Below are 26104 nucleotides of genomic sequence, written 5' to 3'. Positions count from 1 at the left end.
AGATGTTAAAAGTAAAAGACTTATCTGTTCATTATGGTGTGATTCAAGCCATAAATAAAATAAATTTTGAAGTTCATGAAGGTGAAATTGTTTCGCTAATCGGTGCAAATGGTGCAGGGAAATCAACAATATTAAAAGCAATTTCAGGTTTATATCGTCCTAGTGAAGGGGAAATCCTTTTTAAAGATACGCCGATTCAAAAAGCATCCACTAAAAAAATTGTGGAATCCGGCATCTCTTTAGTTCCAGAAGGGCGCCATGTTTTTAGTGGTATGACAGTTTTAGAAAATCTTGAATTAGGTGCCTATCTACGTAAAGATAAAGATGGAATTAAGCAAGACCTAGAAAACATCTATGAACGTTTTCCGGTTTTAGCAGAACGGAAAAAACAAGATACAGCGACACTTTCAGGCGGAGAGCAACAAATGGTTGCAATGGGGAGAGCCATGATGTCAAGGCCTAAACTTCTATTGCTTGATGAACCCTCAATGGGGCTCGCACCTATCTTTATTAAAGAAATTTTTAGCATTATTAAAGACATTAATCAGCAAGGAACAACGGTTTTATTGATTGAACAAAATGCGAAAGTAGCGCTATCTATTTCAAATCGAGGGTATGTTTTAGAAACTGGAAAAGTTGTACTAAGTGGAACTGGCGAGGAATTATTAGCGAGTGATGAAGTTCAAAAAGCCTATTTAGGAGGATAAAACATGTATGTAAAAAATTATATGACTGCTGAAGTCATCACAATTTCCGAAGAAACTAAAATTTTAGAAGCTTTAGATTTGATGAAAGATCATCAAATTCATCGATTACCAGTCACAAAAGATGGACAAATTAAAGGCTTAGTCACAGAAGGGATTATTCAAGAAAATTCCCCTTCAACAGCTACTAGTTTAAGTATCCATGAAATGAATTATCTATTAACTAAGACAGCTGTCGGAGATATCATGTTAAAGAATGTGATTACAATTGCCCCTGATGCATTGTTAGAAGAAGCTGCAGATACAATGCGCAAAAATCAAGTGAGCGTTCTTCCAGTTATTGGAACAGATCATAAATTAGTCGGAATTATAACAGAAAAAGATATTTTTGCTGCCTTTTTAGATTTATTAGGTTACTATAACCAAGGAACGCGGGTTGTTGTTGACATTAAGGATGATCATACAGGGATTTTAGAAAAACTAACACATCTGTTTACAGAAGAGCAAATGAATATCGATCAAATTGCTGTTTATCGTCAAGCTGGTCTAACTCAGGTTGTGATTCAAGTTGCAAGTGTTGAAGTTGCTAAAATAAAACAAAAATTAATGGATAATGGATATACAGTTAGTTCATGTAGTTTAAAAGAAGGATAACTAAAAAGCTAGTCTTTTCTAAACCTTTTAGGGTTAAAGAAAAGTCTAGCTTTGTTTATTGATAATGAGATAACATTATTTTAAGTTTATCTTTATAGAGAGCAATAAGGCTTTGAGGAGCAATAATTTTAGCTGAATCTCCAAAAGTAATCAAATAGTCTACCATAAAGTTTAACTCATGGGTTTCGAACCAACCTTGTATATAAAAATCACCTTTTTCCTCAACTAAACTCATATTAGGATAGTGTCGTTGATTAAAACGCTCTACTCCAAAAGTAGTCAGTTGTACTGTGAATTCAGTAGCAGCTTGGCTTTTATTCTTTTTTAAATGATGTTGGCGAATATCAAAATCCGCAAAATCTTTTGCTACATATCGTTTAGATTCTGTAAGTTCTAGAATTAAGTCACAACGAAAAATTCGATAGTCATTTTTTTCAAAATCAAAAGCGTTACAATACCATTTTCCATCCATCGCTTCAAGTCCTAAAGGTTGAATCCAACGCTTAGTTAGCGTTAAGTCTTTTTTTTGATAGCTAATTTGAACAACATTTTGGTTCATTGAGTAAAGAAGTAATTCTTTTAGAAAAAAGGTTGGATAATGTTGAGGTGAACCATTAAAAGAAAGCCTTTTTTTCATGATATTCAGTGCATTTTTTTGATTATCAGGCAAGCTTTCAATTAACTTTTTAGTGATAAAATCAGATTCAGATTGAAAAGGCGTTGTAATAAAGAAAGCTAGCATTTGCATAGCAAAAAAAATAGAGAAAACTTCGTCATCTGAAAAATAAACAGGAGGGAGAAAGTGTTGGTTAATCACTTGATATCCTCCATTTTTTCCATACTCAGCATACAGTGGAACACCTATTTCTTCTAGTGAAGAAATATCTCGTAACGCCGTACTTTTTGAAATCGAAAATTCATCCATTAAATCACGTAAGTTAAACTTTACTCTGTTATTAATAAAATAAAGTTCTTTTGTCAGCCGTACATCTTTTTTCATAGATTCTCCTAACGATGTCATGTTTTGGTACCTATTGATAGTATAATTGAACTTGTAAGTGAATACTAGAGCTTAGATTTTATCAAAGAAGGGATGAATAAAAATGACAGTACAATTAACAACATTTCTTTCAATGAATGGGAGAGCAAAAGAAGCAATTTCATTTTATCAAGAATATTTAGAGGCTAAGGTTTTATTTATAAAAAATTATGTAGAATTAAAAGAGATGGATCCGACTTTTGAATTTATTGAAGCAGAAGCGAACTATATTGCTCACTCCGTTTTAGAAATAGGCGGAGGGATGTTAATGGTGGCCGATGAAATTATGAGTGCCAATAAAAAAGAGATTATCGGGACTAATTTCTCACTTTGCATTACTGGAGAAGTGGAAGAAATCAAGAAAATGTATGCAAAATTAAATACTCATCCTAATGTTAAGATAGTGATTCCTTTGGAACCTAATATTTTTGGTAATGCATATGGAATTGTTGAAGATCCTTTTGGTATAACGATTCAACTGGTTAATGAAAAACAAGCCAAAAAGTAATAGTAAAAACAGCAAGACTTGCTAAGAAATCCAAGTTTTGCTGTTTTTTTGCTATTCAAAATCGTAATGTAATCCCCATTGTTTTCTAGCTGAATCCATCATTTTAAGAACATCGTGGGAGAGAGTAAGGTAATTTTCACCTTGTCCTTCTAAAATTAAATTTGTCATCTTTTGCGCTTCATAATTTAAAGCTTCTGCTTCAACTCCGGCCTCAACGATTTCAGTTGTTCCGTCTGGGCGCGTGATTGTTGCACGTGTAGCTCTAGGGTATTCGTCAACAGTAATATAGCCATCTTCACAAGCAATAATTCCGCGTTTAGGCATTTTAGCTCTAAAGGTTAGCGCAACAATCGCCATTTCATTTAGCTCGTTTTTTAGAATAATAGCTGATTGTTCATCCACTCCAGTTTCAAATAAATTCATGGTTGTTAAGATTTCATTTGGTTGACTGTTTAAGAAAAAGCGAGCGAAAGATAACGCATACGTACCAATATCTAATAATGCTCCACCAGCTAAATTTTTGTTATAAAACCGATTTGTCGGGTCGGTTTCTTTTAAGCTTCCAAAAGAAACTTGGAGCATTTTTAATTTGCCCAGAGTTCCTCCTTCAATAAGCGCTTTAAGCTTGTGAAATAGTGGCATATGAAAAATAGTCATGGCCTCTGCTAAGATTAAGCCTTTATTTTCTGCTAACTCCATCGCTTCTTGCAATTGTGTCGCATTCATTGTAATTGCTTTTTCACATAAGACATGTTTCCCATGCTCTAGGCATTTAATAATTAAATCAAAATGATGACTATGTGGTGTTGCAATGTAGACAACATCAACTTTAGGATCTTGAACTAATTGATCGTAATCCCCATAAGCTTTTTCTATGGCATGTTTTTGAGTAAAAGTAAGAGCTTTATCCAATGAACGAGAACCAGCTGCATATAAAGTCCCACCGTTAACATTAAAAGAACGAGCAAAACTGTCTGCAATTGCTCCTAAGCCAATAATGGCCCAATTAATAGTTTTCATAAAATTCCTCCTAATTCGAAATTTACTTGCAAAAATAAATGCTGTTAATAGTCTAATTGTAGCAAAAATATGTCGAAATCGATAGGAATAGCAGTTGTTTTAGAGCATTATTTAAAAAGAAAGAGAAATTGGGATTTATAGGTGTTCTAATTAGAGTGTAGTTAGGGTAAAATGGAAATGAGTGAGGAGAGAGGGATGAGATAGAAAATGGTTATGTGGGAGAATTTTAAACGAAACGACTCATTAAGACGTTTTAGTGTCTTTTTAGTCATATGTTTAGCGCTTTATTTTATTCGTGAAGCAATAAGTATGATTTTATTAACATTTATATTTACATTTTTAATTTTAAGACTAGTAAAATCGGTCCAACGATGGGTGAAAATCCCCCAAACGTTAATTGTAATCGTGACATACGCTGTGATTGTCTCTTTGTTTTATTTTACATTGACCCATTATGTTCCGAAATTAATTTATCAAACCGGGCAGATGATTGAATCCGTTTATCGTTTTTATCAATCACCAGCACGGAGTAGTATGATTGTTGAATGGATTGGTCAAAATATAGATGCTACAGAGATTAAAGATCAACTGAAAAATGGTTTAAGTTTAGCGTTAACTTACTTAACTAGCATCGGATCAATGGGAGCGACTTTTTTACTTTCTTTTATTTTAAGTTTCTTTTTTTCAATAGAAGAAAAACGTGTCAGAGAATTTAGCCGTTTATTTTTCACCAGCAAGATTGGTTGGTTTTCGCAAGATGTTGCCTATTTAGGTGGGAAATTTGTCGAAACATTTGGTGTTGTTCTAGAAGCACAATTTTTAATTGCTTTAGCAAATACCGTGATTACAACAATTGGACTTTATTTCCTAGGTTTACCTCAGTTAGTAAGTTTATCAATTATGATTTTTATTTTAAGTTTAATTCCAGTTGCGGGTGTAATTATATCGTGTATTCCATTAGCTTTAATCGGGTACAGCATTGGTGGATTTACAGATGTTGTTTATATTTTAGGGATGATAGCGATTGTCCATGCATTAGAATCTTATGTACTGAATCCAAAATTAATGTCGAGTAAAACAGAGTTACCTGTTTTTTTCACATTTGTAATTTTGTTGTTTTCAGAACGCTTTTTCGGAGTTTGGGGACTAATTGTGGGAATTCCAATTTTTGTTTTTCTGCTAGACCTACTAGATGTTAAAGCGATTCGAAAAAAAATTGGAACAAAAAAAGAGGAAAAAACATCCCCAACAATATGAGTTAAAAACGAAGTACCTAGCTTTTAATCAGTAGGTACTTTTTTTAGTTAGAGATACTAAGGGATATTAGTTGAAAGTTCACGTATTAAGTGTAAAATGAAAGTATAAAGCACTTGAAATTAGATTGTGAACGAGGAGGAATTAGTATGAATCAAGCCTTGGTAAAAATCGTTTTAATGGCAATTAAAGAACAATTTATTAGTGAGAAAGCATTTTATAAAGACCAACTGGGGATTACTCCACAAAGTTGGGATCGTTGGAAAAAAGGTGAACAAGGATTAAAAGCTGAAAACATGCAGAAAATAGCGTTATTATTTACTGATTATGAATGGATGCTTGTACAAAAAGTTTGCCGAAATGCACTTATTTTACCGGAAGTCGCTGAAAATCCAGTCTCAGAATTTCAACACATGAAATTTTATGTGGCAAAAAAATGGGTGAATAGTGGTATAGCAGATTTAGATTTTAAACGAAATGATTCAAAAGAAGAAACAGAAAATAGCTACCGTAAACCAGCAGTAACAACATTACGAGTCTCGGTTAATTATGAATTTTGGAGTTATAAAGATAGCATTGAGTTACGTTTACCAGGTATTATTCAACAACAAATTGAGCGAGAAAAACAAGACTTGTTGGAATGGTTTAATGAAAATATAGGTGAAAAATTTCCGCCAATGACTAAATAAAGGACAAGAACTATCCATTTTGGGATGGTTCTTTTTTTGAGTAAGAAGAGTTTTTCCGTTTTTTTATGTAACTTTCCATACATACAGATAAAAAAGACGAACTCCTTATTAAAAAATTAAAAAATAAATGGTATGATAGGGAAGGTACTTTTATAAGGAGAAATTAAAAGAAACAAATTTAAGCATACTCCTAGCGTGATAGTTATTGCTTAAAAAGCGAACCGATAAAAAAGAATTGGAGTCAACTTATATGAATAAAAAAATAATCATCTCTTTATTTTCTCTAACTTTGCTTAGCGGATGTCAGTTTATAGGTGAGAATACAGCAAAAGATTCGACTGACAATACAAATAAAACTACAAAAACGAGTACTACTGAAAAAGACAAAGCAACTGAGGAAAAAGTTGCAATAGCACCATTACCAAACGTCTCAACAGCCGATTGGAACTTATTATTAGTGAATTCTGATTTTCCAATGGATCCGACAAGGGAGATTCCTTTAGCAGTTGTAGATAATGGTTTACAGATTGATCAAAGGATGGAAGCCGATTATCAGGCTTGGATGGAAGCTGCTAGAAATGCAGGTTTTAATATGGAATTAATTTCAGCGTATCGTTCAATTGATTTACAGCAAACGGTATACGATCAATCGATTCAAGATAACGTAGCAAAAGGCATGAGCCAAGAGGAAGCCTTAAAAGAAACCAAAGAATATGTAGCATTTCCAGGAGCAAGTGAACACCACTCGGCTTTGGCGATTGATATTGTAGATGACCAGTGGCTTGCAACAGGTAAAGGTTTAATCCCAGAGTATGATCAAACAGACTCGCAAAAATGGTTAGTCAAAACAATGCAAGATTATGGTTTTATTCTTCGTTTCCCAAAGGATAAAGAAAGCTTTACAAAAATCAGTTACGAGTCATGGCATTTTAGATATGTAGGAAAAGAGAATGCTAAATATATTGTTGATAATCATTTAAGTTTAGAAGAGTATATTGAAAGATTAAAAGCAGCTGGTAAATAGTTTATTAAACTCGAGGAGCTTTTTCCATGTTAGTTCTTATGGTATTTTGGTAGACCTAAACGATTCAACAAACTTTTCATTAGACTAGTTCTTTTGAGTCAGTCCTTTGGAAAAAAGATGAAATTTCGAGATGGCAAAAAGCGCCATATCAAATTTCCCTATTTTTCTGCCAGGCCTAAACGACTCAACAAACTTTTTACTAGGCTAGTTTCACTCGCAAACTACTCGAGAAAAAAGATAAATTCCCAAAAAAGTAAAGAGACACTTTTCTTGGAATTTCCTATTTTTCTGACGTAGTTAAAGCTGCGAGTTCAACATACTAATACAAGGAGTGAGATAAGTGGTACTGAAAAAAGGGAATAAAAATTTAAAAAAGTTAAAATCAATTAAAATCATTCCCAGCTATCTAGTCGCTAGTATTTTTATTAGTTGCTTAGTATTTTTTGGGACACTTTCTTTCCTTTCAAGTCGTGAGAATGCGCAACAAGCTCAAGTTGCTGTTGAGATTGATCAAGAGCAAGCTTTTATTGATAAAATTTCAGCTTATGCAAAAGTTCTTCAATCTGAATATGGTGTGTTGCCAAGTATTAGTATTGCTCAGGCTATTCTGGAATCTAATTGGGGAAATAGCGAACTATCTGAAAAGTATAATAACTTTTATGGAATTAAGGGGAGTGAAGAGGCAAATACTGTTTTGATGAATACCAAAGAATTTGTTGATGAAGAGTGGATTGAAATAAATGGGCGTTTTCGAATTTATGAAAGTTGGCAAGATTCGATGAATGCACATACCAAACTCTTTGTTGAAGGAACAACTTGGAATCCGCAACAGTATGCGGCTGTTTTAGCTGCTGATAATTACAGAGATGCTGCATTTGCATTGCAAGCTAGTGGTTATGCCACAGATCCAACTTATCCTGAAAAATTGATTGAATTGATTCAGCAATATAAATTAGATCAGTTTGATAAATAATTTCATGAATACATGTATTTATATTGAGTGGAAAATTAGCTTGGACTTTCGTTCTATCAGCTAATTTTTTTGTTTATAGTAAATGTTTAAACTAATGATGGTATTAAGATCGTAAATTGAGTAAAATAGCTATATACAGAAAAATTAAATTTAAATTTTATATTTATATTAAAGGTGGTAAATAAACTTATGTCTGAGAAAAAGAATGTTCCTATTATAACGACGGATTTAAGAAAAGATATTATTGAAGTTCCAAAAGAGATTGAAGCAGCTAGTGGCATGCGTGTTTTTGGAAAATTGATTAAGTCTATTATTTTTACAACAGATATTTCCATTATTGCGAATACAGATGCGGATGCTGTGATTGCAGTGTATCCCTTTACTCCTCATCCGGCTATTATTCAAAGTATTACAATGGTTGCCAATATCCCTGTTTTTTCAGGTGTAGGTGGTGGCTTAACTCACGGGACACGTTCTGCCAATATTAGTTTATTTGCGGAAGCTCAAGGGTCAATAGGCGTCGTTGTCAACGCACCCACGCCTATCAGTACAATTAAAGAAATCAGTGATAACATTGATATTCCAATTGTAGGAACAATTGTTTCTGAATATACGAATATTAAAGAAAAGTTGGATGCAGGTGTGTCTATTTTAAATGTTAGCGGTGGAGCCGATACCGCTCGGATTGTCCGCAAAATTAGACAGGATTTTCCTGATGTAGCTATTATGGCAACCGGTGGCCCTACACCTGAATCCATTAGCGAAACAATTGCAGCAGGTGCAAATACAATTACGTATACACCTCCAACCAATGGTGTTTTATTTAGTCGGAAAATGGAAAAATATCGTGATCAAGAAGAAGCAAAATATAGTTAATCTTTAAGCAATTAGTTTTATTAGGAGGACGAGGACTTGAGACAAGTAAAAAAGGAAAAAAATAAAACAGTGCTAATGATTGTTGCATCTATTTTATTAGTCATTGCGATGGTTGGCGGTACGTTTTATTATAAGTGGAATAATAGTCAAAAAAGTGATCGAGCAGCGTTGGAGACAGGTAAGAATTTTACAAAAGCACTTGAAAAACAAGACTTTAAAAAACTTAGTCAATTAGTTACTTCTGAATCATTAAAAAAAGTTGATTATACAAAAGAATCATTGGTTGATAAATATACAGTTATATTTGATGGCATTAATGCGAGCAAATTGAAAATTAGTGATTTGTCAGTCACTCCAATTGAAAATAAACCTGAATTTAAATTAACGTATACTCTAAATATGCAGACGAATTTAGGTAAATTTGATGAGGAAAAATATGAAGCAATCTTAGTTCCTAATGGTGAAAACTTTTTAGTTGAATGGACTGCTCAGTTAATCTTTCCCGAAATGGAAGCAACTGATAAAATAAATATCACTTCAACATTTGGAAAAAGAGGTTCAATAGTCGATCGTAATGGAAACCCGTTAGCTTATTTAGCCCAATACCCTGAAGTTGGAATGATTCCAGGTGAATTGGGTTCAGGAGCAGATAAGGCCGCAAATTTAAAGGCAATTAGTGAACAATTTGATGTTTCAGTTGAAAGTTTAGAAAATAGTTTAACAGCGGAATGGGTCAAACCCAATATATTTGTGCCTATCAAAGTTTTACCAAATGGTGAAACTCCGGTTATGACGGGAATCCAATATGCTTCTAAAGATATGCGCTCTTACCCGTTAAATCAAGCGGCTGCGCACTTAATTGGATATGTTGGCGAAGTTTCAGCAGAAGATATTGAGAAAGATCCGAACTTAAATGTAGGGGATACAATTGGAAAGGCCGGTTTAGAAGCAACCTTTGAGAAACGTTTACGTGGGAAAAATGGTGGGCGAATTGTGATGAACGATCAAGATGGCAACTTGAAAAAAGTTCTTCAAGAATCTGAAAAAACAGATGGAGAAACAATTTCTTTAACCATTGATAGTAAATTACAACAACAAGCCTTTAATCAATTAAATGGTGAAAAATCTTCTGCTGTTATTATGAACCCCCAAGATGGCAGTTTGTTAGCTTTAGTCAGTACGCCATCCTATGATGCCAACTTAATGGCTACAGGAATTTCCAGCAAAGAGTACGATGCTTATGCCAATGATCCTAATTTACCATTCTTAGCCCGTTATGCAAGTGGTTATGCGCCAGGATCAACCTTTAAGGCGATTACGGCTGGAATCGGCTTAGATGCAGGTGTGACGAAAGAAAATAAAGAACGAGAGATTTCTGGTTTGAAATGGCAAAAAAATAGTTCTTGGGGCAATTATTTTGTCACTCGAGTCTCAGATGTGTCTCCAGTAAATATGGACCAAGCACTGATTTATTCGGACAATATCTATTTTGCGCAAGAAGGGCTAGAAATGGGTAAAAAGACCTTTGAAGCTGGCTTAAATAAGTTCATATTTGGAGAAAAATTTGATTTACCACTAGCTATGGACCCAGCTCAAATAGCCAATAAAAAAGGTCTGAATACGGATATTTTATTAGCGGATACAGCATATGGTCAGGGACAATTATTATTAAATCCAATTCAACAGGCTGTTTCTTATTCACCATTTGCCGATGACGGAATGATTATGTATCCAAAGCTAACAGCTGATCAAAAAACAGCAAAAAGTAAACAAGCCATCACACCTGAGTCTGCAGCTATTGTCAAAAATGCTCTGATCCAAGTAGTTGATGATCCAAATGGTACAGCACGAACATTAGCAATTCCAGGACACAAAATTGCTGCTAAAACGGGTACAGCAGAATTAAAACAAGAACAAGATACTAAAGGCGATGAAAATGGCTTCTTACTAGCAATTGATGCAGATAATGCTAGCTATTTGATGGTGGCCATGATTGAAGGTAAAAGTAGTCATGTTGTCATTGAAAAAATGAAGCCAGTTTTAGAAAGTATCTATGCAGGGCAATAAAAGACTTTAATTTAGAAAGGTAGAAACAATGATGCCTCTTGTCTTACCAGAAAATAAAGATAACCGCCAAGCGATGGAAGCATATATGAAAAATAGATTTATATTTAAGGGGATTAAAGCACCAGAACGCCGTTTATTAGAGAAAGAGTTGCTTAAAGAAAGCCAAAAATGGCCGATAGAAAGAGTCTTAAATGAAATTGAAAGTTACTATCAAGAAGAAGCACGAGAATATCAATATATCGCGGCTGACCTCTTATTAAAAAATTATAAGCGTATGTCTTATCCAGAATTAAAATCGCTCTTTCCTTTGATTAATCAAAAAGCTTGGTGGGATACGGTTGATGTTCTAAGAAGTTCATTTTCTAAATGGTGTCTGCTAAATCCAACCTATTTTCATGAAATCTTTACCTATTTTACTAGGAGTGAAAGCTTTTGGGATCGCCGAGTAGCATTAAATTTACAATTAGGTTTTAAAGAGCAAACCGATCAAGCCTATTTAAAACAAAGTATTTTACAAGATTTAGCAACTGATGAATTTTTTATTCAAAAGGCAATTGGCTGGGCTTTACGGGATTATAGTAAAACAAATCCTGAATGGGTCACAAAATTTATTACTAAAAATCCAGGCTTAAGCACTTTAGCAGTCCGTGAAGGCTCCAAATATATATAAAGCATAGATAAGTTGGAAAACCATTGTTTTAAAAAGGTTTTTCAACTTATCCTTTTGTTTTTATTTAGATACAGATATAATAGAAAGAGATTTACATAGATGTCAAAGCCTTGAAAAAGTGGAAATTGGAGTGGGGAAAATGGCAAAATACAGTCAAATAGCAGACGAAATTAGAAAGAGAATTTTGGCAGGGCGTTATGCAGTGGATCATGCTTTACCTGATCAAGGAAAACTAGCAGCTGAATTTGAGACAAGCCGGATAACTATAAAAAAAGCAATTGAACTTTTAGTTGTTGAGGGACTAGTATACAGCCGTCAAGGTTCAGGGACCTATGTTCGAAAGAATGCTTTGGAGATGTCAAAATTAGATAGTAAAATGGACGAATATGTTGGTGTGACACATCAACTAGCGGATCGAAGTACAATTACAAGCCAAATTCTACATTTTGATGTTCGCTTTCCAACTGATATAGAAGCTGAAAAATTAATGCTGACTAAAACACAACCAGTGTACGCTATTGATCGTTTACGTTTACTTTCTGGTGAGCCTTTTTTAATTGAACATACAATTATGCCTGTCGAGGTGATTCCAAATATAACGAAAGAGATTTTATTGAATTCAATTTATCATTATATAAAAGGTGAATTAGGGTTGAAATTTGGTGGAGCAAACCAACATATTCGGGCAGATAAACCGAATGAATTGGATCAGAAATACTTGAAATGTGATCAAGATGATCCGGTTTTAGAAATCGATCAAGTTGTTTATTTAACCGATGGCGTTCCTTTTGAATACTCACAGACAAGGCATCGATATGATCAAGGGGATATTTTAGTTGTAACGATTAATAGCGTTTAAGGTCTAGATAAATAGTCTAGGAATCATAAAAAAATCATCATACTTTCTTCATATTTGCTAGGTATACTGTAGAAGTAGTAAGAAAGACATTAGCTTCCAACTAATGTCCAAAACAATAAACTTTTTTTATTTTTCTTTTACTCCTCCAAAGTAAAGAAATAAGAAGATTAAAGACTTTTTTTAAAGTAACTTTAATCAACCAACTCCTTTCACCACAGTCTCTCCAACTGTGGTGTTTTTATCATGGTTCTTGTTGCTTTAGCAACTTAGAACCATGATACACATCCATCAAAGATGGACTGTGATCCTTAAATGTTGGTTTACTAAGGTTCTTGTTGCTTTAGCAACTTAGAACCATGATACACATCCATCAAAGATGGACTGTGATCCTAAAAAGTTGGTTATTTGTCTAATTAGAAGAAATAGCTCATATATCGACTTTATACCAATCTGCATTTTATGAACTATTTTTAATAATGATTGACAAGAGCTGCTTTTGACGGTATATTAATCTAAATTAATTCACTCATATAATAGTCGAGATAAGGTCGACGAGTATCTACCCAGCACCGTAAATGGCTGGACTATAAGTGAAGAATACAAGGATACACGTTTAAGACTGTAGCCCTTTTTCTTTGCTGTTTCATTTAGCGAAGGAAAAGAGTTGCAGTTTTTTTGTTTCATAATATAAAAGGAACAGAACGAACCAAATTCCTCTTTATTCAAGGATTAATTAAATAACGAAAATATAAATCGAAGGAGTTTTTGAAAAGCAATGAAATTATTGGAAGAGCGCATTTTGAAAGATGGAGTGGTACTAGGGGATAATGTTTTAAAGGTGGATAATTTCTTAAATCATCAAATTGATCCAATTTTAATGCAAGAAATTGGAAATGAATTTGCAGAGCTTTTTAAAGGACGTGGCATTAATAAGATTATCACGATTGAATCGTCAGGGATTGCGCCAGCAGTGTTCGCAGGGTTAGCTATGGGCGTTCCAGTTGTTTTTGCCAGAAAACATAAAAGCTTAACTTTAGTTGATAATATGTATAGTGCAAGTGTCTATTCTTTTACTAAAAATGTAACCAATGAAATTGCTGTTTCTAAAAGTTTTTTAGATTCTTCTGATAATGTGTTACTAATTGATGATTTTTTAGCAAATGGTCAAGCAGCCATCGGGTTATTGGAAATTTGTGAAAAAGCAGGGGCAAAAGTAAGCGGTATGGGGATTGTTATCGAGAAATCATTTCAAAAAGGCCGCCAAATTGTTGAAGAGAGCGGAATTGAAATTGTTTCATTAGCTAGAATAGCTGCTTTTGAAGACGGTATTGTGAAGTTTGTTCCTCAGGAGGATAAATAAGCCTATGTTATCAAATGGAAAATCAGCTGCTTTAGGCTTGCAACATGTTTTAGCTATGTATGCAGGTGCCGTTATTGTTCCACTTTTAATTGGTGGAGCATTAAATTTCACTCCGGAAGAAATGACTTATTTAGTATCAATTGATATTTTTATGTGTGGAGTAGCCACATTATTACAATTAACCGTCAATAAATTTTTTGGAATTGGCTTACCAGTCGTACTAGGTTGTGCTATTCAAGCGGTATCCCCTCTAATTTTGATTGGATCTAATCAAGGTATCGGTGCTATGTATGGCTCAATTATTGTTGCAGGAATTTTTATTATTTTAATTTCAGGGGTCTTTTCTAAGATTAAACGTTTTTTTCCACCAGTCGTGACAGGAACGGTTATTACCGTTATCGGTTTAACGCTAATTCCAGTTGCTTTAGAAAAAATGGGTGGCGGCAGTAAAACAATGACAGATTTTGGCTCCACTAAGTTTTTAGTGTTGGCTTTCGTTACAATCGCAACGATTCTAATCGTTCAGATTTATGGTATTGGATTTATGCGCTCGATTGCTGTTTTGATTGGTTTATTAGTTGGAACAGGTTTAGCGGCATTTTTAGGCATGGTAAATTTAGCTCCAGTTGCAGAAGCAACATGGTTCCATATGCCTCAACCTTTTTACTTTGGTCGACCAACCTTTGAATGGTCATCTATTTTAACCATGATTTTAATTTCATTAGTGAGCATGGTAGAATCAACAGGTGTTTACTTTGCTTTAGGTGAAATTACAGATAAAAAAATTCAAGAAGATGATTTGAAACGTGGGTATCGCGCAGAAGGTTTAGCGGTATTGCTTGGTGGGATTTTCAATACATTTCCCTATACTGGCTTTTCGCAAAATGTAGGACTTGTCCAGTTATCTGGAATTAAAAATCGTAAGCCTATTTATTTTTCGGCTGGTTTTTTAATTCTTTTAGGCTTACTACCTAAAATTGGTGCAGTTGCAACGATTATTCCAGACCCTGTTTTAGGTGGTGCTATGCTAGTGATGTTTGGCATGGTTGCAACACAAGGCATAAGAATGCTGGCTCATGTCGATTTTACCAATGAAAGTAACCTTTTAGTAGTTGCTATGTCCGTTGGTTTAGGATTAGGTGTAACGGTCGTTCCAGAGCTATTTGCTGGCCTACCAGAAACAGTTCAATTGTTTACAAGTAATGGGATTGTTGTAGCAAGCTTGACCTCAATCATTTTAAATGTTTTATTCAATAAAAAAGAGCGTGGTAAGGTGGATTTAGAAACAAGTCCAGTTGGCAGTGAGTTTGCTGAAACTGGGAATAGTCATTAACAAGTTGAAAGAATGAAACTTGAAAAAAAGTCTAAAAACAGCATGAAATCTATTTTTATAAATGATTTCATGTTGTTTCTTATTTTTGATTAGCAAGTTATGGGAGAACTTATCTGATGTATAAGTCCAAAACAAGACGATATATTATTTGTGAATTTAAATCATACAAAGGGTTACGAACAATCAGGATTTCGACCGGTAGTAGTTGTAAGTAATGATGTTTATAATAGTTTTTCATCTATTCGAATTATTGCTCCAATAACAAATACGAATCGTGAATTTCCACTTAATGTAAAATTATCGGATTCACTCGAAACAACAGGAACGGTAATTTGTCAGCATCTAAGAGCTATTGATACTGAGCAACGAGAAGCTGTTTTTAAGGAAGAATTACCTGTTGAAACATTAGAAAAAATATTGGCCTTTGTGCCAAACTTATTTTAAACAATTGAATAATAATGATTGAAGAGAACAATTAAAATTGTTCTCTTTTTTATTTGTCCGGCATAAGCATACTCTAAGTTCCCCTTCATAACTGGCCTAAAACTTAAAAAATTATATAGTAATACAAACATTAAACCGAGAAAAAATATGTAGATATTGACAAATAAAATTCTTATCGTTATACTTAAAACCAAGTTAGGATAAAGTTAGTTATCAATGAAAAAATGAAGATAAAGACTTTTTTAGTAATGGTGTCGGATGTATTTTTGAGTCTATTTTTATTTACTGATTCTGTATCTGTTGAAGAAAAAGTTAATATTAATGATTTGGATCAATTATCAATTGATTTAATAACAGAAGCAGAATAAAACTTGAATGATTTCATCGTATACTTAATAGACAACCGATTTCAATTTATATGCTATGTTAAAAAAATGTTTTTGTAATGTGAAAGAGTAGTGATTAAATGAAAAGAGAAAAAATCAACTTAAACACCATCATTGGTATTCAATTTATCATATCAAGATGCTATAAATTGAGATATAGAAATACTAGAGAGAGTATACGACATGATTTAACAATATTTCTCTTTTGCTTCTTTCAATCCATTCTAATTTATACACTTAATTTGTTTCTGACGATTTCTAAGTCAATGAATACTCAAGCAGAAAACAATGAATTTGGTATTTTGATTCAAATAATAGAGTTAAGTTTGTTGTTCTTTATTTTCGTTTTTTTTATTTTTGGGACTTTAAAATTATTAATATTTTTTAGTCAAAAAGTATTAAGGTATAAAGAAGAAATTAACACTAAATATTTATTAGGTGTTACTGTTTCCCACATCTCATCTGAAATTGTAATTGAATCATTTTTAGGAGTACCTTTCATTTTTATTTTTAACTATTTGTTGTCTAAATTTATTGTAACAAAATTTCTCTATTTATTACTTGATATATTTCCGATTGGGAACGCTCTCGAAAATAGCATTCATACATCCAATCTATTTATTTTAGGTATCTCGCCATTCATATTTATACTAACAATAATAATTAGCCTTTTGTTTGTAAAAAGCAAAATATTGAAAGCTACAAAAAAATTTAAATATTGAAGAGAATGTTCGAAAAAGTAGTTGGAGTTTTATCTGAAAATAGCTCAGATGATTACTTTTATGATGATGAATTTATATATGTGCAAGAGTTATTGCGAGACTTTTCTGATAATGATTGGGAAAAATTATTTCAGAGTGTAAAAAGTAAAGGAGATAAATATAAAATTAGGTTAGTATATTGTATTGATGACGATTTTGGAATGAATGGATTAAAACTTCTATTTAGTTTACTCGATGAAAATGATGAGGTGGTTGAATATGTGATAGATTCATTAAGATCGTTTAAAACTCCAGAATATAAAGAACTAATCAACTCAAATAACCAAATTATTGAAAAGGCAGAAAGTTTATTAAAGAATGCAATTCCACCAGTAAAGCGAGTGTTAGAAGCTTTTATCGAAGAAAATAAAAGATAGCTGTTTTCGATATTGAATACTAAAAAATTCCTTGATTAGAATGTAATTAGTAATCAAGGTTTTTTATTTAGCTTAGAGTCTATGTAATATCAAGTATAGGATTTTTAAGTATTTTACGTATTTCTTATATATCTGGAGGTGAATTTGCTTTTTGTGATATCCAAAAGAAGTAAGTTGAAAAATAAAGCTTGATAGATATTTAACAGAGTAACATTATAAAAGAAACTAACGGAATCTGTGTTTGTGAAATGTTAGTTTCTTTTATTTGTTATGTTTTTTTGATGTATACTATAAAATTCGTTATATTTAAGATTCTTTGGATTCTGATTGACTACGATTTATACCTACATAAAATCCCATTTTATATATACTTATGTGTAAGTATTCGGCAATTTTTAACTTATTTTGTTTTAGACTTTTTTTATTAATTTCAGTTGGGTATTCTAGTACTTCATTTTCAACCAAACGAATTTTTTCTCTCATAAGTAGATACTCTTTATCTTCATTTAAAAATTGATACAGATCTTCCAAATAACTTTCTTTAAAAACTTGTTGTATGTCTTTTTTTAAACTCACCAGCACCCCTCCTTTGTATTATTGAATACTTGCATTATATCTGTATTTCAGATGTAATGCAATATCTTTATTACAGATATATATAATAAACATAGGTGATGAAGATGAAATATAAAAATATTCGTTCAATAAGAGAAGATAATGATGTGACACAACAGAAAATGGCAGAACTATTAAATGTCTCTCAAAATACTTATTCCCAATATGAGACGGGGAAAATTGAGTGGACTGCTAGTACATTGATTAAGATAGCAGATTATTTTGATGTTAGTGTAGATTATTTACTTGATAGAACGAAGACCAAAAAATTTAAATAGTTTAAGTTAAAAAGAGAGTATTGAGTAAATGCTCTTTTTTTATTCAATAAATATTAGTTTCATTTAAGTTTCCAAATGATAAAGCAACAATAATAAAATTTGGAGGTGACTAACCATTGGAAAAATTATCAATTGGCGGCAAGTTTGGTTGGTTTTTAGACACTTTAAGTAAGAGTGGGATATTTGTAAAAAATCTGTCGGATAGAGAAATTGAAACATATATTTTTGAAGATTTTATTGTAGGTGTAATATCATTTATGCAAACTAAAAACCTACAAGAATTAAAAGAATATGGCATAATTGATGACAAAATTATGAAAATGAGTTTGGACTTAAGGGAGAGAACTATAAAGTTAGATAATAGCGAGCTATGGAATGTTGAAAGTGTTAAACACTCTAGTGTGTGGTTAGGAATACTAGGTTTATCAGATGAACTTAAGAGTCTTATTAATACTAAATGGACAGTTGAAGAGATAGATTATTTAAAAACAGTTAAGTAATTTGCGTTTTAAGTATAAAAATTTAAAAACTGGAGAGATTAATTTTTATGATGCAAAAATGAAAGTGTCTATTCCTAAAGACTTAAAAATTAGAAATGGAATTACTGAGGATTTTTTGGATTATAGATTCAAGAGGTTTATCATTTATTTTTAAAATATTTAAATGAAGGTAAGACAAACCAAAAGTCTGTTAAGAATATAATAATTAACTATTTTGATAATTATTATACATTGAAATAACGTTCGGTACGTTTCACATGATTGTATTGTGAAACGTCTTTTTTTATTAATCCAGTGTATTGACAAGTACATTGAAATAAATAGGGTTTGCTTCGTAGCAGATTATTTAGCATCAATAAGGTTGTTAAAACTTTTTAAGTTTCTTTACTATCTCCTTGTATTTTCCATGAATCTTGCTAGACTAAACAAGGAGAGGGACGTGTAACTATGAAAAATCAAGCTCAACAAGCGGCAATATTTTTGTTAGCAGGAACGTGTTTATGGATTGGAGCTTTGATGGTGAGATCGTACATCACCTTCACAAATCCAATGCTACTTTTTATAGTAGGAAGTCTACCTAACTTTGGAACAGCTTGGATGTTACCAAGTTTTTTAATTTTAGTAAATATTACTTTGACTAAGCGACAATTATCTTTAAAAGTGGTAAGATGCATGTTGGTAGGAACATTTATTTTACAGAATTTATCAGAGCTGTATTATGTTTATTTTGCTGGAGCAAGCTTTGACTTAGTCGATTGCTTATTTGGTCTTGGTGCGTTACTTATTCTAGAACAAGCAATGAAAAGAATTTAGATTGGAGGAATAAAAAATGGTTATTGATGCAAAAATGTTGTTGATGATTTTTATCATCAATTTGTCATACATTACACTAAATACAATCCGCTTTATGTTAACGATGAAAGGTTATCGTTTGATTGCGCCAATTGTCAGTGTTTTTGAAATAACAATTTACGTTTTGGGTTTAAGTTTAGTCTTAAATCGTTTAGATAATCCTTGGAATTTAGCAGCCTATGCGATTGGTTATGGTGTTGGAATCGGTATTGGGATTCGAATTGAAGAATTTTTAGCGTTAGGCTATATTATGGTGACAGTTATTATTCCAGATGTAGAAAGTAAAATGCCAGAAGAATTAAGGGAATTAGGATACGGTGTTACGATGAATTATGCTTATGGTCGCGAGGGTGAGCGCATGATTTTAGAAATATTAAGTCCTCGTAAAAATGAACGAACTTTATACAAAGAAATTCATAAATTAGAACCAAAAGCCTTTGTCATTTCTTATGAACCTAAATATATCAGTGGTGGTTTTTGGACTAAAAAAGTTAGAAGAAGAAGAAATCAACTGAAAAAATAAGTATTCATTTGTGAAAAGGCGAATATTTTTATTGATTATCTGTTTATCGTTCGAATTATTTTGACATGTATTTGATAGATTGGTAAACTAGGAAGTGAAAATAAAAAGAAATGGGGACTAAAGTTGACCGAAAAAGTTGCAGTGATTATGGGAAGTACTTCAGATTGGGAAACAATGAAATTTACGTGTGACATTTTAGATGAATTTGGTATCGCCTATCAAAAAAAAGTTGTCTCTGCTCATCGAACACCAGATTATATGTTTGAATTTGCAAAAGGTGCTAGAGCAAGTGGGCTTCAAGTCATTATTGCAGGAGCTGGTGGTGCCGCTCACTTGCCAGGAATGGTCGCTGCGCAAACAACATTACCGGTTATTGGTGTCCCAATTGAATCTGCTGCATTAAAAGGGATGGATTCTCTATTGTCGATTGTTCAAATGCCAGGAGGAGTTCCAGTAGCTACTGTTGCGATTGGAAAAGCAGGAGCAACGAATGCAGGTTTGTTGGCTTTAGAAATGTTATCAATGACAGATGGGGAAATTGCTGATAAACTAGATAAGAGAAGAATAAAGCTTAAAGAAAAAGTAATGGAAAGTAGTGATGAACTTGTCTAATTTAATTCCACCCGGTAAAACAATTGGCATCATTGGTGGTGGGCAATTAGGTCGTATGTTAACCCTGGCAGCTAAAGAAATGGGCTACTTTGTTGGTATATTAGATCCTGAAAAAAATTGTCCGGCTGCTCAAGTAGCAGATTGGCAGATCGTTGCCAAATTTAATGATTACACTGCTTTACAAGAATTGGCTTTTCGAACAGATGTCGTAACATACGAATTTGAAAATGTGGATGTTGATGCAATTTCAAAAATTGAACATTTAGTTTCCTTGCCACAAGGAAGTGAATTGCTTTCAATTACGCAAGATCGTTTGTTAGAAAAAGCTTATTTAGAGGAAAATAATATCAATATAGCGCCATATGCAACGATTATTGACTTAAATGATATTAGTGCTTCCTTAGATGGAATTGGCTTTCCTTGTGTCTTAAAAACGATTCGTGGAGGCTATGATGGTAAAGGGCAAGTTGTACTTTATAGTGAAGAAGATATTCCTAAATGTGAAGTTCTTTTAAAAACAGGTATTTGTGTTTTAGAAGCTTGGATTCCTTTTGAAAGAGAATGCTCCGTGATGGTAGCTCGTAATGAAGCTGGTGAAATTAGAGTATTTCCAGTTGTAGAAAATTTACATCGAAACAATATTTTACATGAAACCATTGCACCAGCTCGTGTAAGTAATGAGATTAGTGAAGAAGTTGAACGAGTAGCAACCGTAATCGCTAAGAAGCTAAATTTAATTGGTGTTCTAGGAATTGAAATGTTTCTAACCTCTTCTGGTTCTCTATATGTAAATGAGCTAGCTCCGAGACCGCATAATTCAGGTCATTATAGTATTGAAGCTTGTTCATTTTCTCAATTTGATTTGCATATTCGTGCAATCTGCGGCTGGCCATTACCAGAAGTAAAGTTGTTATCTAAAGCTGTAATGGTTAATATTTTAGGTGAACATATTGAAGATTCTTTATTTCAAATTCTATTTAAGCCAGAGTGGCATTTCCATTATTATGGAAAAAGTCTTGCTAGACTTGGTCGAAAGATGGGGCATATCACCATTTTAACAGAAAATATTGAACGCACATTAGAGACAATTGAAGATACAGGAATATGGGAATAGGAGCGATGAACGAATGATTGAACGTTATACAAGACCTGAGATGGGTGCAATTTGGACAGATGAAAACCGCTATGATACATGGCTGGAAGTAGAGATTTTAGCCGATGAAGCTTGGGCTGAGCTTGGTGAAATACCTAAAGAAGATGCTCAAAAAATTAGAGAAAATGCTTCTTTTGATGTTGCACGTATTTTAGAAATTGAGGCAGAAACACGTCATGATGTTGTAGCCTTTACACGTGCTGTTTCGGAATCTTTAGGTGCAGAACGTAAATGGGTGCATTATGGTTTAACTAGTACGGACGTAGTTGATACAGCTTATGGCTATCAATTAAAACAAGCCAATGATATCTTGCGTCAAGACTTACAAAGATTTTTAGAAATCATTGGAACTAAAGCGAAAGAACACAAAATGACAGTTATGATGGGGAGAACTCACGGAGTTCATGCTGAACCAACAACATTCGGCTTAAAGTTAGCGTTATGGTATTCAGAAATGAAACGGAATATTGAACGCTTTGAACATGCTGCTAAAGGTGTTGAAGCTGGGAAAATAAGTGGGGCTGTAGGAACATTTGCGAATATCTCTCCATTTGTTGAAGAATATGTTTGTGAAAAATTAGAAATTCGTCCGCAAGAAATTTCAACGCAAGTTTTACCAAGAGATTTGCATGCTGAGTACGTTTCAGCAATGGCACTGATTGCGACAAGTATCGAAAAATTTGCTACCGAGATTCGTGGCTTACAAAAGTCTGAAACACGAGAAGTAGAAGAATTTTTTGCGAAAGGTCAAAAAGGTTCATCTGCAATGCCGCATAAACGTAATCCAATCGGCTCTGAAAACATGTCTGGTTTAGCTCGTGTTATTCGTGGCTACATGGTAACTGCTTATGAAAATGTGACATTATGGCATGAACGCGATATTTCCCATTCATCAGCGGAACGAATTATTTTACCTGATACAACGATTTTATTAAATTATATGTTAAATCGTTTTGGAAATATTGTTAAAAATCTGACGGTCTTCCCAGAAAATATGTTACGTAATATGGATGCTACTTTTGGATTGATTTATAGCCAGCGTGTTTTATTAAAACTAATTGATAATGGAATGAACCGTGAAGCTGCTTATGATTTAGTTCAACCTAAAACAGCTATTTCATGGGATGAACAAGTCCAATTCCGCCCATTATTAGAAGCTGATCCAGAAGTTACAGCTATTTTAAGCCAAGCAGATTTAGATGACGCTTTTGATTATCATCATCATTTAAAGAACGTTGATGTTATTTTTGAACGTGTAGGCTTAGGTGAATAGGTAAAAAGTAAATGAGTGTAAAAAATCGTATGGAATCCATTTTAAATGATGATTTCATACGATTTTTATTTGTTCATAAGACAGCACATACTTAAATTAAGGTGTTAAAGTGTATATTTCTTTTTAATTGTGATTAATTACACAAATTAAAAAGTAAATAGATAAAAGCATAGACTTTCGAGTCTTTTTCATGGTATATTGACTAGGTAGATTAAGAAAAAAGTAGAATAAATACATTTGTGAAAACAAACACATTGAATCCCTAACGTTGAGGTGTCTGCCCTAACCTAGGCAAGCAAACCTCAAAGCGCTAAAAAATAAAAGCGCTTTAATTAAGTTGGTTTAATCGACTAACTAATCGGAGGGGAAAAAATGGTGAAATTTTTAAAGAACTATAAAAGCTCGTTGACACTCTTAGCTGGTATTGCAGTTGGAGCGATTATTGGGGTGTTTTTTGGTGAGGCAGCACTCTTTTTAGAACCAATTGGCAAGCTATTTTTAAATTGCGTATTTGTACTGATTATTCCATTGATTTTTTGTAGCATGAGTTTGGCTGTAGCAGGTACTGGCAAACAAGGTGTAAGTCGTATTAAAAAAATTCTAGGCTTAACATTGGGAACCTTTGCGATAACAACCTTAATTGCTGTGACTTTAATGTATGTGGCAACGCTGGTTTACAATCCATTTGCTAGTATTGATCGGAATCAATTTTCAGCTTTAATGGACCAGAATCTTGTAGCTGAAAGTCAGTCTTTTGGAATGATGATTGTCAATACAATTAGTGTTGGAAATTTTCTAGACTTATTTGATAAAAGTAATTTATTAGCGTTGATTTTATTCTCTTTATTCTTTGGTATAACACTGTCTTTAATTGGAGAAAAAGCTTCACCTTTATTGGCTGTTTTAAGCGTGGGGAATGATGTAACAATGAAGATGATCGCACTTGTAATGAAGTTTGCACCAATTGGGTTAGGATCGTACTTTGCTTATACGCTAGGTGAACTCGGACCAAAAATCTTAGGTGGATATATGAAAGCTTTGCTGCTTTTTATTTTGATTTGTGGGATTTACTTTATCTTTATTCTTTCTTTTTATGCTTATATAGCTGGAGGTTTGAGAGGGCTTAAACTTTATCGGCAAAATATTTTCATTCCAGCCCTACAGGCTTTAGGAACGAGTTCCAGTGCTGCTTGTATTCCGACAAATTTAGCAGCTTTAAAAAAAATAGGCGTGCCAGAGGACATTCGAGAAACGGTGATTTCTTTAGGTGCAAATATTCATAAAGATGGTTCAGCTATGAGTGGTGTTTTACAAGTAGTCTTACTATTTACCTTATTTAATCGCGATTTGACGACACTTTCAGCAGGTTTAAGTATCATCTGTGGTGGATTCTTAGTTGGCATTGTGATGGGATCAATTCCTAGTGGTGGGTTTACTGCTGAAGTATTATTGATTGCTTTATTTGGTTTCCCTGTGGAAGTTATTCCGGTAATTGCAGTCATCACAACGATTACAGATATGACTGCGACATTAGTTAATTCAACAAGCAATATAACATGTGCCATGATAATTACAAAAGTTATTGAAAAAGAATCACTTACTCATAAATTTTATGAAACTGAATGTAGTAGTGAAAATCAAGGCATCAAAGGCAGCGCAAAGGAATTAAGTTAATCTGGAAAAGCTTATAAGTGCAAACTCAATAAAAATGAAAGAAAGGGAGAAAACTTAATGACAAAAACAGTCACGAAATTAATGAATGACGATGTCACTACGCTATTTGCAACGGATGGTGAGGGAAATATTTTATTAGCAAATGAATTTACGGCTATGACATTAGGAATGCCGTTGAATACATTGTTGAATTCAAATGTTTATGATTTAGTCGCAAGTAACATATACAATGCTTCAGCTACAATCGAAACATTAAAAACACATAAAATGTCTGAAGTGAATTTAACAACTAAAGCTGGTTATCAAATAAAATCAAAATCAACGCCAATTTTCTATCCAGATAAAACGCTACACCTAGTTGTAACTAAGTCTGATCCGCTGACAATCGAAGAGTTAGAGCGCTGGACGAAAAATATTGCTGAGACTTCAAAAGAAACCGAGGAATTTAGTGAATTAGAAGTCAATGAAAAAGTGATTGCCGAAAGTAATGAAATGAAGCGAGTTCTGCGAGTCTGTAAACAAGTCTCAAAATACAATAGTCGAATTCTGCTATTAGGTGAATCTGGTGTTGGAAAAGAAGTCGTTGCTAATTACATTCATCAGCATAGCCAACTAGCTGATTGTCAATTCATAACAGTCAACTGTGCTGCAATTCCAGATAATTTATTTGAGTCAGAGTTCTTTGGCTATAAAAAGGGGACCTTCACTGGGGCTAAAGAAGATAAAATTGGTTTGATTGAAGCCGCGGATGGTGGCACTTTATTTTTAGATGAAATTTCAGAAATGCCACTAGAAATGCAAACAAAATTATTACGTGCTTTAGAAACGATGAAGATTCGTAAAGTTGGTGATATTGCCGAAATCCCAATCTCTTTTCGTTTAATCTCAGCATCTAACCAAGACATTTTAAGTTTAGTCGAAAAAGGTAAATTTAGACGGGATCTTTACTATCGAATTAATGCCATTCCTGTTGTGATTCCCCCATTGAGAGAAAGAAAAAAAGATGTACTCGCTTTGGCAAATTATTTTATAGACTACTTTAACGAACAACACCAGCGCAGTATTTCATTAGAAACCCAACATATTAAGCATTTAATGTTGTCTGAATGGTCGGGAAATGTCCGAGAATTGAAAAATTATATTGAATACTTAGTAGTCACTGCAGATCTTGATTTACCCGTTCATCAAGGAGGATATGAAACACCTTCAAATGATCAAATCGAAGAGTCCTTACAAGCGATTGCCGAGGAATGTGATTATCAAGCATTTATCCAGTACGTTGAAAAAATTTATTTTCAAAAAAAATTAGAGTCTAGTGAATGGAATATTAGCCAAACAGCCGAAGAAAGCCAAGTCAGCCGTCCTTTTATTTATAAGAAAATTAACGAATTAGAATTGAAACAAAATGTGACATCTTAACTAAAAAAGCTTTAAAGTGTAATTGTTTGTTACACTTTAAAGCTTTTTACTTGCTCATAGTTAACTACATAAGATAAAGAAATCAAAAAAGATAACTACGAACTAAATTTTTTAGCTACTTGCGAAGTGGTATTAAGGAAGCTTTCTTACTAGCTAACGTCATTAAAAATGAAAGTTGAGAATAACTATAACGCCGCTTTCCAAAAG

27 protein-coding genes and 1 riboswitch are annotated in these 26104 nt (G+C 33.2%); of the genes, 24 read left to right on the top strand and 3 right to left on the bottom strand.

Going from position 1 to position 26104, the window contains the following annotated elements; genetic code table 11:
* Window positions 1–2: 2 nt before the first annotated feature.
* On the top strand, window positions 3–707 hold the full coding sequence (locus MHI00_RS12820; RefSeq protein WP_010054389.1) for an ABC transporter ATP-binding protein: 705 nt from the start codon (window positions 3–5) through the stop codon (window positions 705–707).
* A gap of 3 nt (window positions 708–710) precedes the next feature.
* Window positions 711–1358 (top strand): CBS and ACT domain-containing protein, encoded by a 648-nt coding sequence (locus MHI00_RS12815; RefSeq protein ID WP_010054392.1) that lies wholly within the window; start codon window positions 711–713, stop codon window positions 1356–1358.
* A gap of 55 nt (window positions 1359–1413) precedes the next feature.
* Here the strand turns inward: MHI00_RS12815 and MHI00_RS12810 are convergent, their stop codons facing one another.
* Window positions 1414–2358, bottom strand: a complete 945-nt coding sequence (locus MHI00_RS12810) for a helix-turn-helix transcriptional regulator (RefSeq protein WP_318589005.1) — start codon at window positions 2356–2358, stop codon at window positions 1414–1416.
* 103 nt (window positions 2359–2461) lie between these two features.
* Here MHI00_RS12810 and MHI00_RS12805 point away from each other — a divergent pair, with 103 nt between their 5' ends.
* Window positions 2462–2905 (top strand): VOC family protein, encoded by a 444-nt coding sequence (locus MHI00_RS12805; RefSeq protein WP_010054394.1) that lies wholly within the window; start codon window positions 2462–2464, stop codon window positions 2903–2905.
* 51 nt (window positions 2906–2956) lie between these two features.
* Here MHI00_RS12805 and MHI00_RS12800 read toward each other — a convergent pair whose 3' ends face one another.
* Entirely contained in the window at window positions 2957–3925 is a 969-nt protein-coding gene (locus MHI00_RS12800) for a Gfo/Idh/MocA family protein (RefSeq protein ID WP_341114084.1), read from the bottom strand.
* 207 nt (window positions 3926–4132) lie between these two features.
* On the opposite strand from MHI00_RS12800, the gene MHI00_RS12795 reads away from it, so the two are divergent.
* The 12 genes from MHI00_RS12795 to MHI00_RS12740 all read left to right on the top strand — a co-directional run bounded on the left by MHI00_RS12795 (window position 4133) and on the right by MHI00_RS12740 (window position 16998).
* Window positions 4133–5182: an AI-2E family transporter gene (locus tag MHI00_RS12795; protein WP_035064421.1), complete on the top strand. Its 1050-nt coding sequence runs from the start codon at window positions 4133–4135 to the stop codon at window positions 5180–5182.
* A gap of 146 nt (window positions 5183–5328) precedes the next feature.
* Window positions 5329–5868 (top strand): hypothetical protein, encoded by a 540-nt coding sequence (locus MHI00_RS12790; protein ID WP_010054397.1) that lies wholly within the window; start codon window positions 5329–5331, stop codon window positions 5866–5868.
* A 250-nt stretch (window positions 5869–6118) separates the two neighbouring features.
* The gene (locus MHI00_RS12785) at window positions 6119–6892 is read left to right on the top strand and encodes a M15 family metallopeptidase (protein WP_010054401.1); all 774 of its coding nucleotides are present in this window, start codon (window positions 6119–6121) and stop codon (window positions 6890–6892) included.
* A 340-nt stretch (window positions 6893–7232) separates the two neighbouring features.
* Entirely contained in the window at window positions 7233–7865 is a 633-nt protein-coding gene (locus tag MHI00_RS12780; RefSeq protein WP_016356346.1) for a glycoside hydrolase family 73 protein, read from the top strand.
* A gap of 189 nt (window positions 7866–8054) precedes the next feature.
* Window positions 8055–8741: a hypothetical protein gene (locus tag MHI00_RS12775; protein WP_057000588.1), complete on the top strand. Its 687-nt coding sequence runs from the start codon at window positions 8055–8057 to the stop codon at window positions 8739–8741.
* Window positions 8742–8777: 36 nt separating this feature from the next.
* Window positions 8778–10808, top strand: a complete 2031-nt coding sequence (gene pbp4, locus MHI00_RS12770; protein WP_341114075.1) for a penicillin-binding protein PBP4(5) — start codon at window positions 8778–8780, stop codon at window positions 10806–10808.
* A gap of 28 nt (window positions 10809–10836) precedes the next feature.
* Window positions 10837–11478, top strand: a complete 642-nt coding sequence (locus tag MHI00_RS12765; RefSeq protein ID WP_341114073.1) for a DNA alkylation repair protein — start codon at window positions 10837–10839, stop codon at window positions 11476–11478.
* Between the two features lie 139 nt (window positions 11479–11617).
* Entirely contained in the window at window positions 11618–12337 is a 720-nt protein-coding gene (locus tag MHI00_RS12760; RefSeq protein ID WP_341114071.1) for a GntR family transcriptional regulator, read from the top strand.
* Between the two features lie 506 nt (window positions 12338–12843).
* A riboswitch (purine riboswitch) is annotated at window positions 12844–12944 on the top strand.
* A 168-nt stretch (window positions 12945–13112) separates the two neighbouring features.
* The gene (locus tag MHI00_RS12755) at window positions 13113–13697 is read left to right on the top strand and encodes a xanthine phosphoribosyltransferase (protein WP_341114069.1); all 585 of its coding nucleotides are present in this window, start codon (window positions 13113–13115) and stop codon (window positions 13695–13697) included.
* Between the two features lie 4 nt (window positions 13698–13701).
* Window positions 13702–15030, top strand: coding sequence for a nucleobase:cation symporter-2 family protein (locus MHI00_RS12750; protein ID WP_341114067.1), 1329 nt, complete (start codon window positions 13702–13704; stop codon window positions 15028–15030).
* Window positions 15031–15150: 120 nt separating this feature from the next.
* Window positions 15151–15474: a type II toxin-antitoxin system PemK/MazF family toxin gene (locus tag MHI00_RS12745; RefSeq protein ID WP_341115165.1), complete on the top strand. Its 324-nt coding sequence runs from the start codon at window positions 15151–15153 to the stop codon at window positions 15472–15474.
* Window positions 15475–16587: 1113 nt separating this feature from the next.
* Window positions 16588–16998 carry a hypothetical protein gene (locus MHI00_RS12740; RefSeq protein ID WP_057000591.1) on the top strand — a complete coding sequence of 137 codons (411 nt, stop codon included), beginning with the start codon at window positions 16588–16590 and terminating at the stop codon, window positions 16996–16998.
* A gap of 306 nt (window positions 16999–17304) precedes the next feature.
* On the opposite strand, the gene MHI00_RS12735 is transcribed toward MHI00_RS12740, so the two are convergent.
* Window positions 17305–17574, bottom strand: a complete 270-nt coding sequence (locus MHI00_RS12735; RefSeq protein WP_341114065.1) for a hypothetical protein — start codon at window positions 17572–17574, stop codon at window positions 17305–17307.
* 98 nt (window positions 17575–17672) lie between these two features.
* Here MHI00_RS12735 and MHI00_RS12730 point away from each other — a divergent pair, with 98 nt between their 5' ends.
* From MHI00_RS12730 to MHI00_RS12690, 9 genes are all read left to right on the top strand, one after another.
* Entirely contained in the window at window positions 17673–17891 is a 219-nt protein-coding gene (locus MHI00_RS12730) for a helix-turn-helix domain-containing protein (protein WP_414021676.1), read from the top strand.
* Between the two features lie 116 nt (window positions 17892–18007).
* The gene (locus tag MHI00_RS12725; protein WP_057000594.1) at window positions 18008–18391 is read left to right on the top strand and encodes a hypothetical protein; all 384 of its coding nucleotides are present in this window, start codon (window positions 18008–18010) and stop codon (window positions 18389–18391) included.
* A 447-nt stretch (window positions 18392–18838) separates the two neighbouring features.
* Window positions 18839–19204, top strand: a complete 366-nt coding sequence (locus MHI00_RS12720) for a hypothetical protein (protein WP_010050859.1) — start codon at window positions 18839–18841, stop codon at window positions 19202–19204.
* Between the two features lie 16 nt (window positions 19205–19220).
* Window positions 19221–19766 (top strand): DUF2179 domain-containing protein, encoded by a 546-nt coding sequence (locus MHI00_RS12715; protein ID WP_010050863.1) that lies wholly within the window; start codon window positions 19221–19223, stop codon window positions 19764–19766.
* Window positions 19767–19889: 123 nt separating this feature from the next.
* Window positions 19890–20378 (top strand): 5-(carboxyamino)imidazole ribonucleotide mutase, encoded by a 489-nt coding sequence (purE, locus tag MHI00_RS12710; RefSeq protein WP_010050865.1) that lies wholly within the window; start codon window positions 19890–19892, stop codon window positions 20376–20378.
* The gene (purK, locus tag MHI00_RS12705; RefSeq protein ID WP_035064409.1) at window positions 20365–21492 is read left to right on the top strand and encodes a 5-(carboxyamino)imidazole ribonucleotide synthase; all 1128 of its coding nucleotides are present in this window, start codon (window positions 20365–20367) and stop codon (window positions 21490–21492) included. The genes purE and purK overlap by 14 nt, the downstream gene beginning before the upstream one ends.
* Window positions 21493–21505: 13 nt before the next feature.
* Window positions 21506–22804, top strand: a complete 1299-nt coding sequence (purB, locus tag MHI00_RS12700; RefSeq protein ID WP_341114059.1) for an adenylosuccinate lyase — start codon at window positions 21506–21508, stop codon at window positions 22802–22804.
* 372 nt (window positions 22805–23176) lie between these two features.
* Window positions 23177–24478 carry a dicarboxylate/amino acid:cation symporter gene (locus MHI00_RS12695; protein ID WP_341114058.1) on the top strand — a complete coding sequence of 434 codons (1302 nt, stop codon included), beginning with the start codon at window positions 23177–23179 and terminating at the stop codon, window positions 24476–24478.
* 57 nt (window positions 24479–24535) lie between these two features.
* Window positions 24536–25897: a sigma-54 interaction domain-containing protein gene (locus tag MHI00_RS12690; RefSeq protein WP_341114056.1), complete on the top strand. Its 1362-nt coding sequence runs from the start codon at window positions 24536–24538 to the stop codon at window positions 25895–25897.
* The last annotated feature ends 207 nt before the right edge of the window (window positions 25898–26104 follow it).

The organism is Carnobacterium sp. FSL E2-0243, from assembly GCF_038003605.1.
GTDB classification, from domain to species: Bacteria; Bacillota; Bacilli; order Lactobacillales; family Carnobacteriaceae; genus Carnobacterium; species Carnobacterium maltaromaticum.
Note: the sequence above shows the minus strand (reverse complement) of the source record. Positions and strands in the feature narration are given on the sequence as shown.

Bases quoted from the DNA above. Each gene is read 5' to 3' on its own strand.
- MHI00_RS12820 (WP_010054389.1), top strand. From the start codon at position 3: ATGTTAAAAGTAAAAGACTTATCTGTTCATTATGGTGTGATTCAAGCC.
- MHI00_RS12815 (WP_010054392.1), top strand. From the start codon at position 711: ATGTATGTAAAAAATTATATGACTGCTGAAGTCATCACAATTTCCGAA.
- MHI00_RS12810 (WP_318589005.1), bottom strand. From the start codon at position 2,358: ATGAAAAAAGATGTACGGCTGACAAAAGAACTTTATTTTATTAATAAC.
- MHI00_RS12805 (WP_010054394.1), top strand. From the start codon at position 2,462: ATGACAGTACAATTAACAACATTTCTTTCAATGAATGGGAGAGCAAAA.
- MHI00_RS12800 (WP_341114084.1), bottom strand. From the start codon at position 3,925: ATGAAAACTATTAATTGGGCCATTATTGGCTTAGGAGCAATTGCAGAC.
- MHI00_RS12795 (WP_035064421.1), top strand. From the start codon at position 4,133: ATGGTTATGTGGGAGAATTTTAAACGAAACGACTCATTAAGACGTTTT.
- MHI00_RS12790 (WP_010054397.1), top strand. From the start codon at position 5,329: ATGAATCAAGCCTTGGTAAAAATCGTTTTAATGGCAATTAAAGAACAA.
- MHI00_RS12785 (WP_010054401.1), top strand. From the start codon at position 6,119: ATGAATAAAAAAATAATCATCTCTTTATTTTCTCTAACTTTGCTTAGC.
- MHI00_RS12775 (WP_057000588.1), top strand. From the start codon at position 8,055: ATGTCTGAGAAAAAGAATGTTCCTATTATAACGACGGATTTAAGAAAA.
- MHI00_RS12765 (WP_341114073.1), top strand. From the start codon at position 10,837: ATGATGCCTCTTGTCTTACCAGAAAATAAAGATAACCGCCAAGCGATG.
- MHI00_RS12760 (WP_341114071.1), top strand. From the start codon at position 11,618: ATGGCAAAATACAGTCAAATAGCAGACGAAATTAGAAAGAGAATTTTG.
- MHI00_RS12755 (WP_341114069.1), top strand. From the start codon at position 13,113: ATGAAATTATTGGAAGAGCGCATTTTGAAAGATGGAGTGGTACTAGGG.
- MHI00_RS12750 (WP_341114067.1), top strand. From the start codon at position 13,702: ATGTTATCAAATGGAAAATCAGCTGCTTTAGGCTTGCAACATGTTTTA.
- MHI00_RS12740 (WP_057000591.1), top strand. From the start codon at position 16,588: ATGTTCGAAAAAGTAGTTGGAGTTTTATCTGAAAATAGCTCAGATGAT.
- MHI00_RS12730 (WP_414021676.1), top strand. From the start codon at position 17,673: ATGAAGATGAAATATAAAAATATTCGTTCAATAAGAGAAGATAATGAT.
- MHI00_RS12720 (WP_010050859.1), top strand. From the start codon at position 18,839: ATGAAAAATCAAGCTCAACAAGCGGCAATATTTTTGTTAGCAGGAACG.
- MHI00_RS12715 (WP_010050863.1), top strand. From the start codon at position 19,221: ATGGTTATTGATGCAAAAATGTTGTTGATGATTTTTATCATCAATTTG.
- purK (WP_035064409.1), top strand. From the start codon at position 20,365: ATGAACTTGTCTAATTTAATTCCACCCGGTAAAACAATTGGCATCATT.
- purB (WP_341114059.1), top strand. From the start codon at position 21,506: ATGATTGAACGTTATACAAGACCTGAGATGGGTGCAATTTGGACAGAT.
- MHI00_RS12695 (WP_341114058.1), top strand. From the start codon at position 23,177: ATGGTGAAATTTTTAAAGAACTATAAAAGCTCGTTGACACTCTTAGCT.
- MHI00_RS12690 (WP_341114056.1), top strand. From the start codon at position 24,536: ATGACAAAAACAGTCACGAAATTAATGAATGACGATGTCACTACGCTA.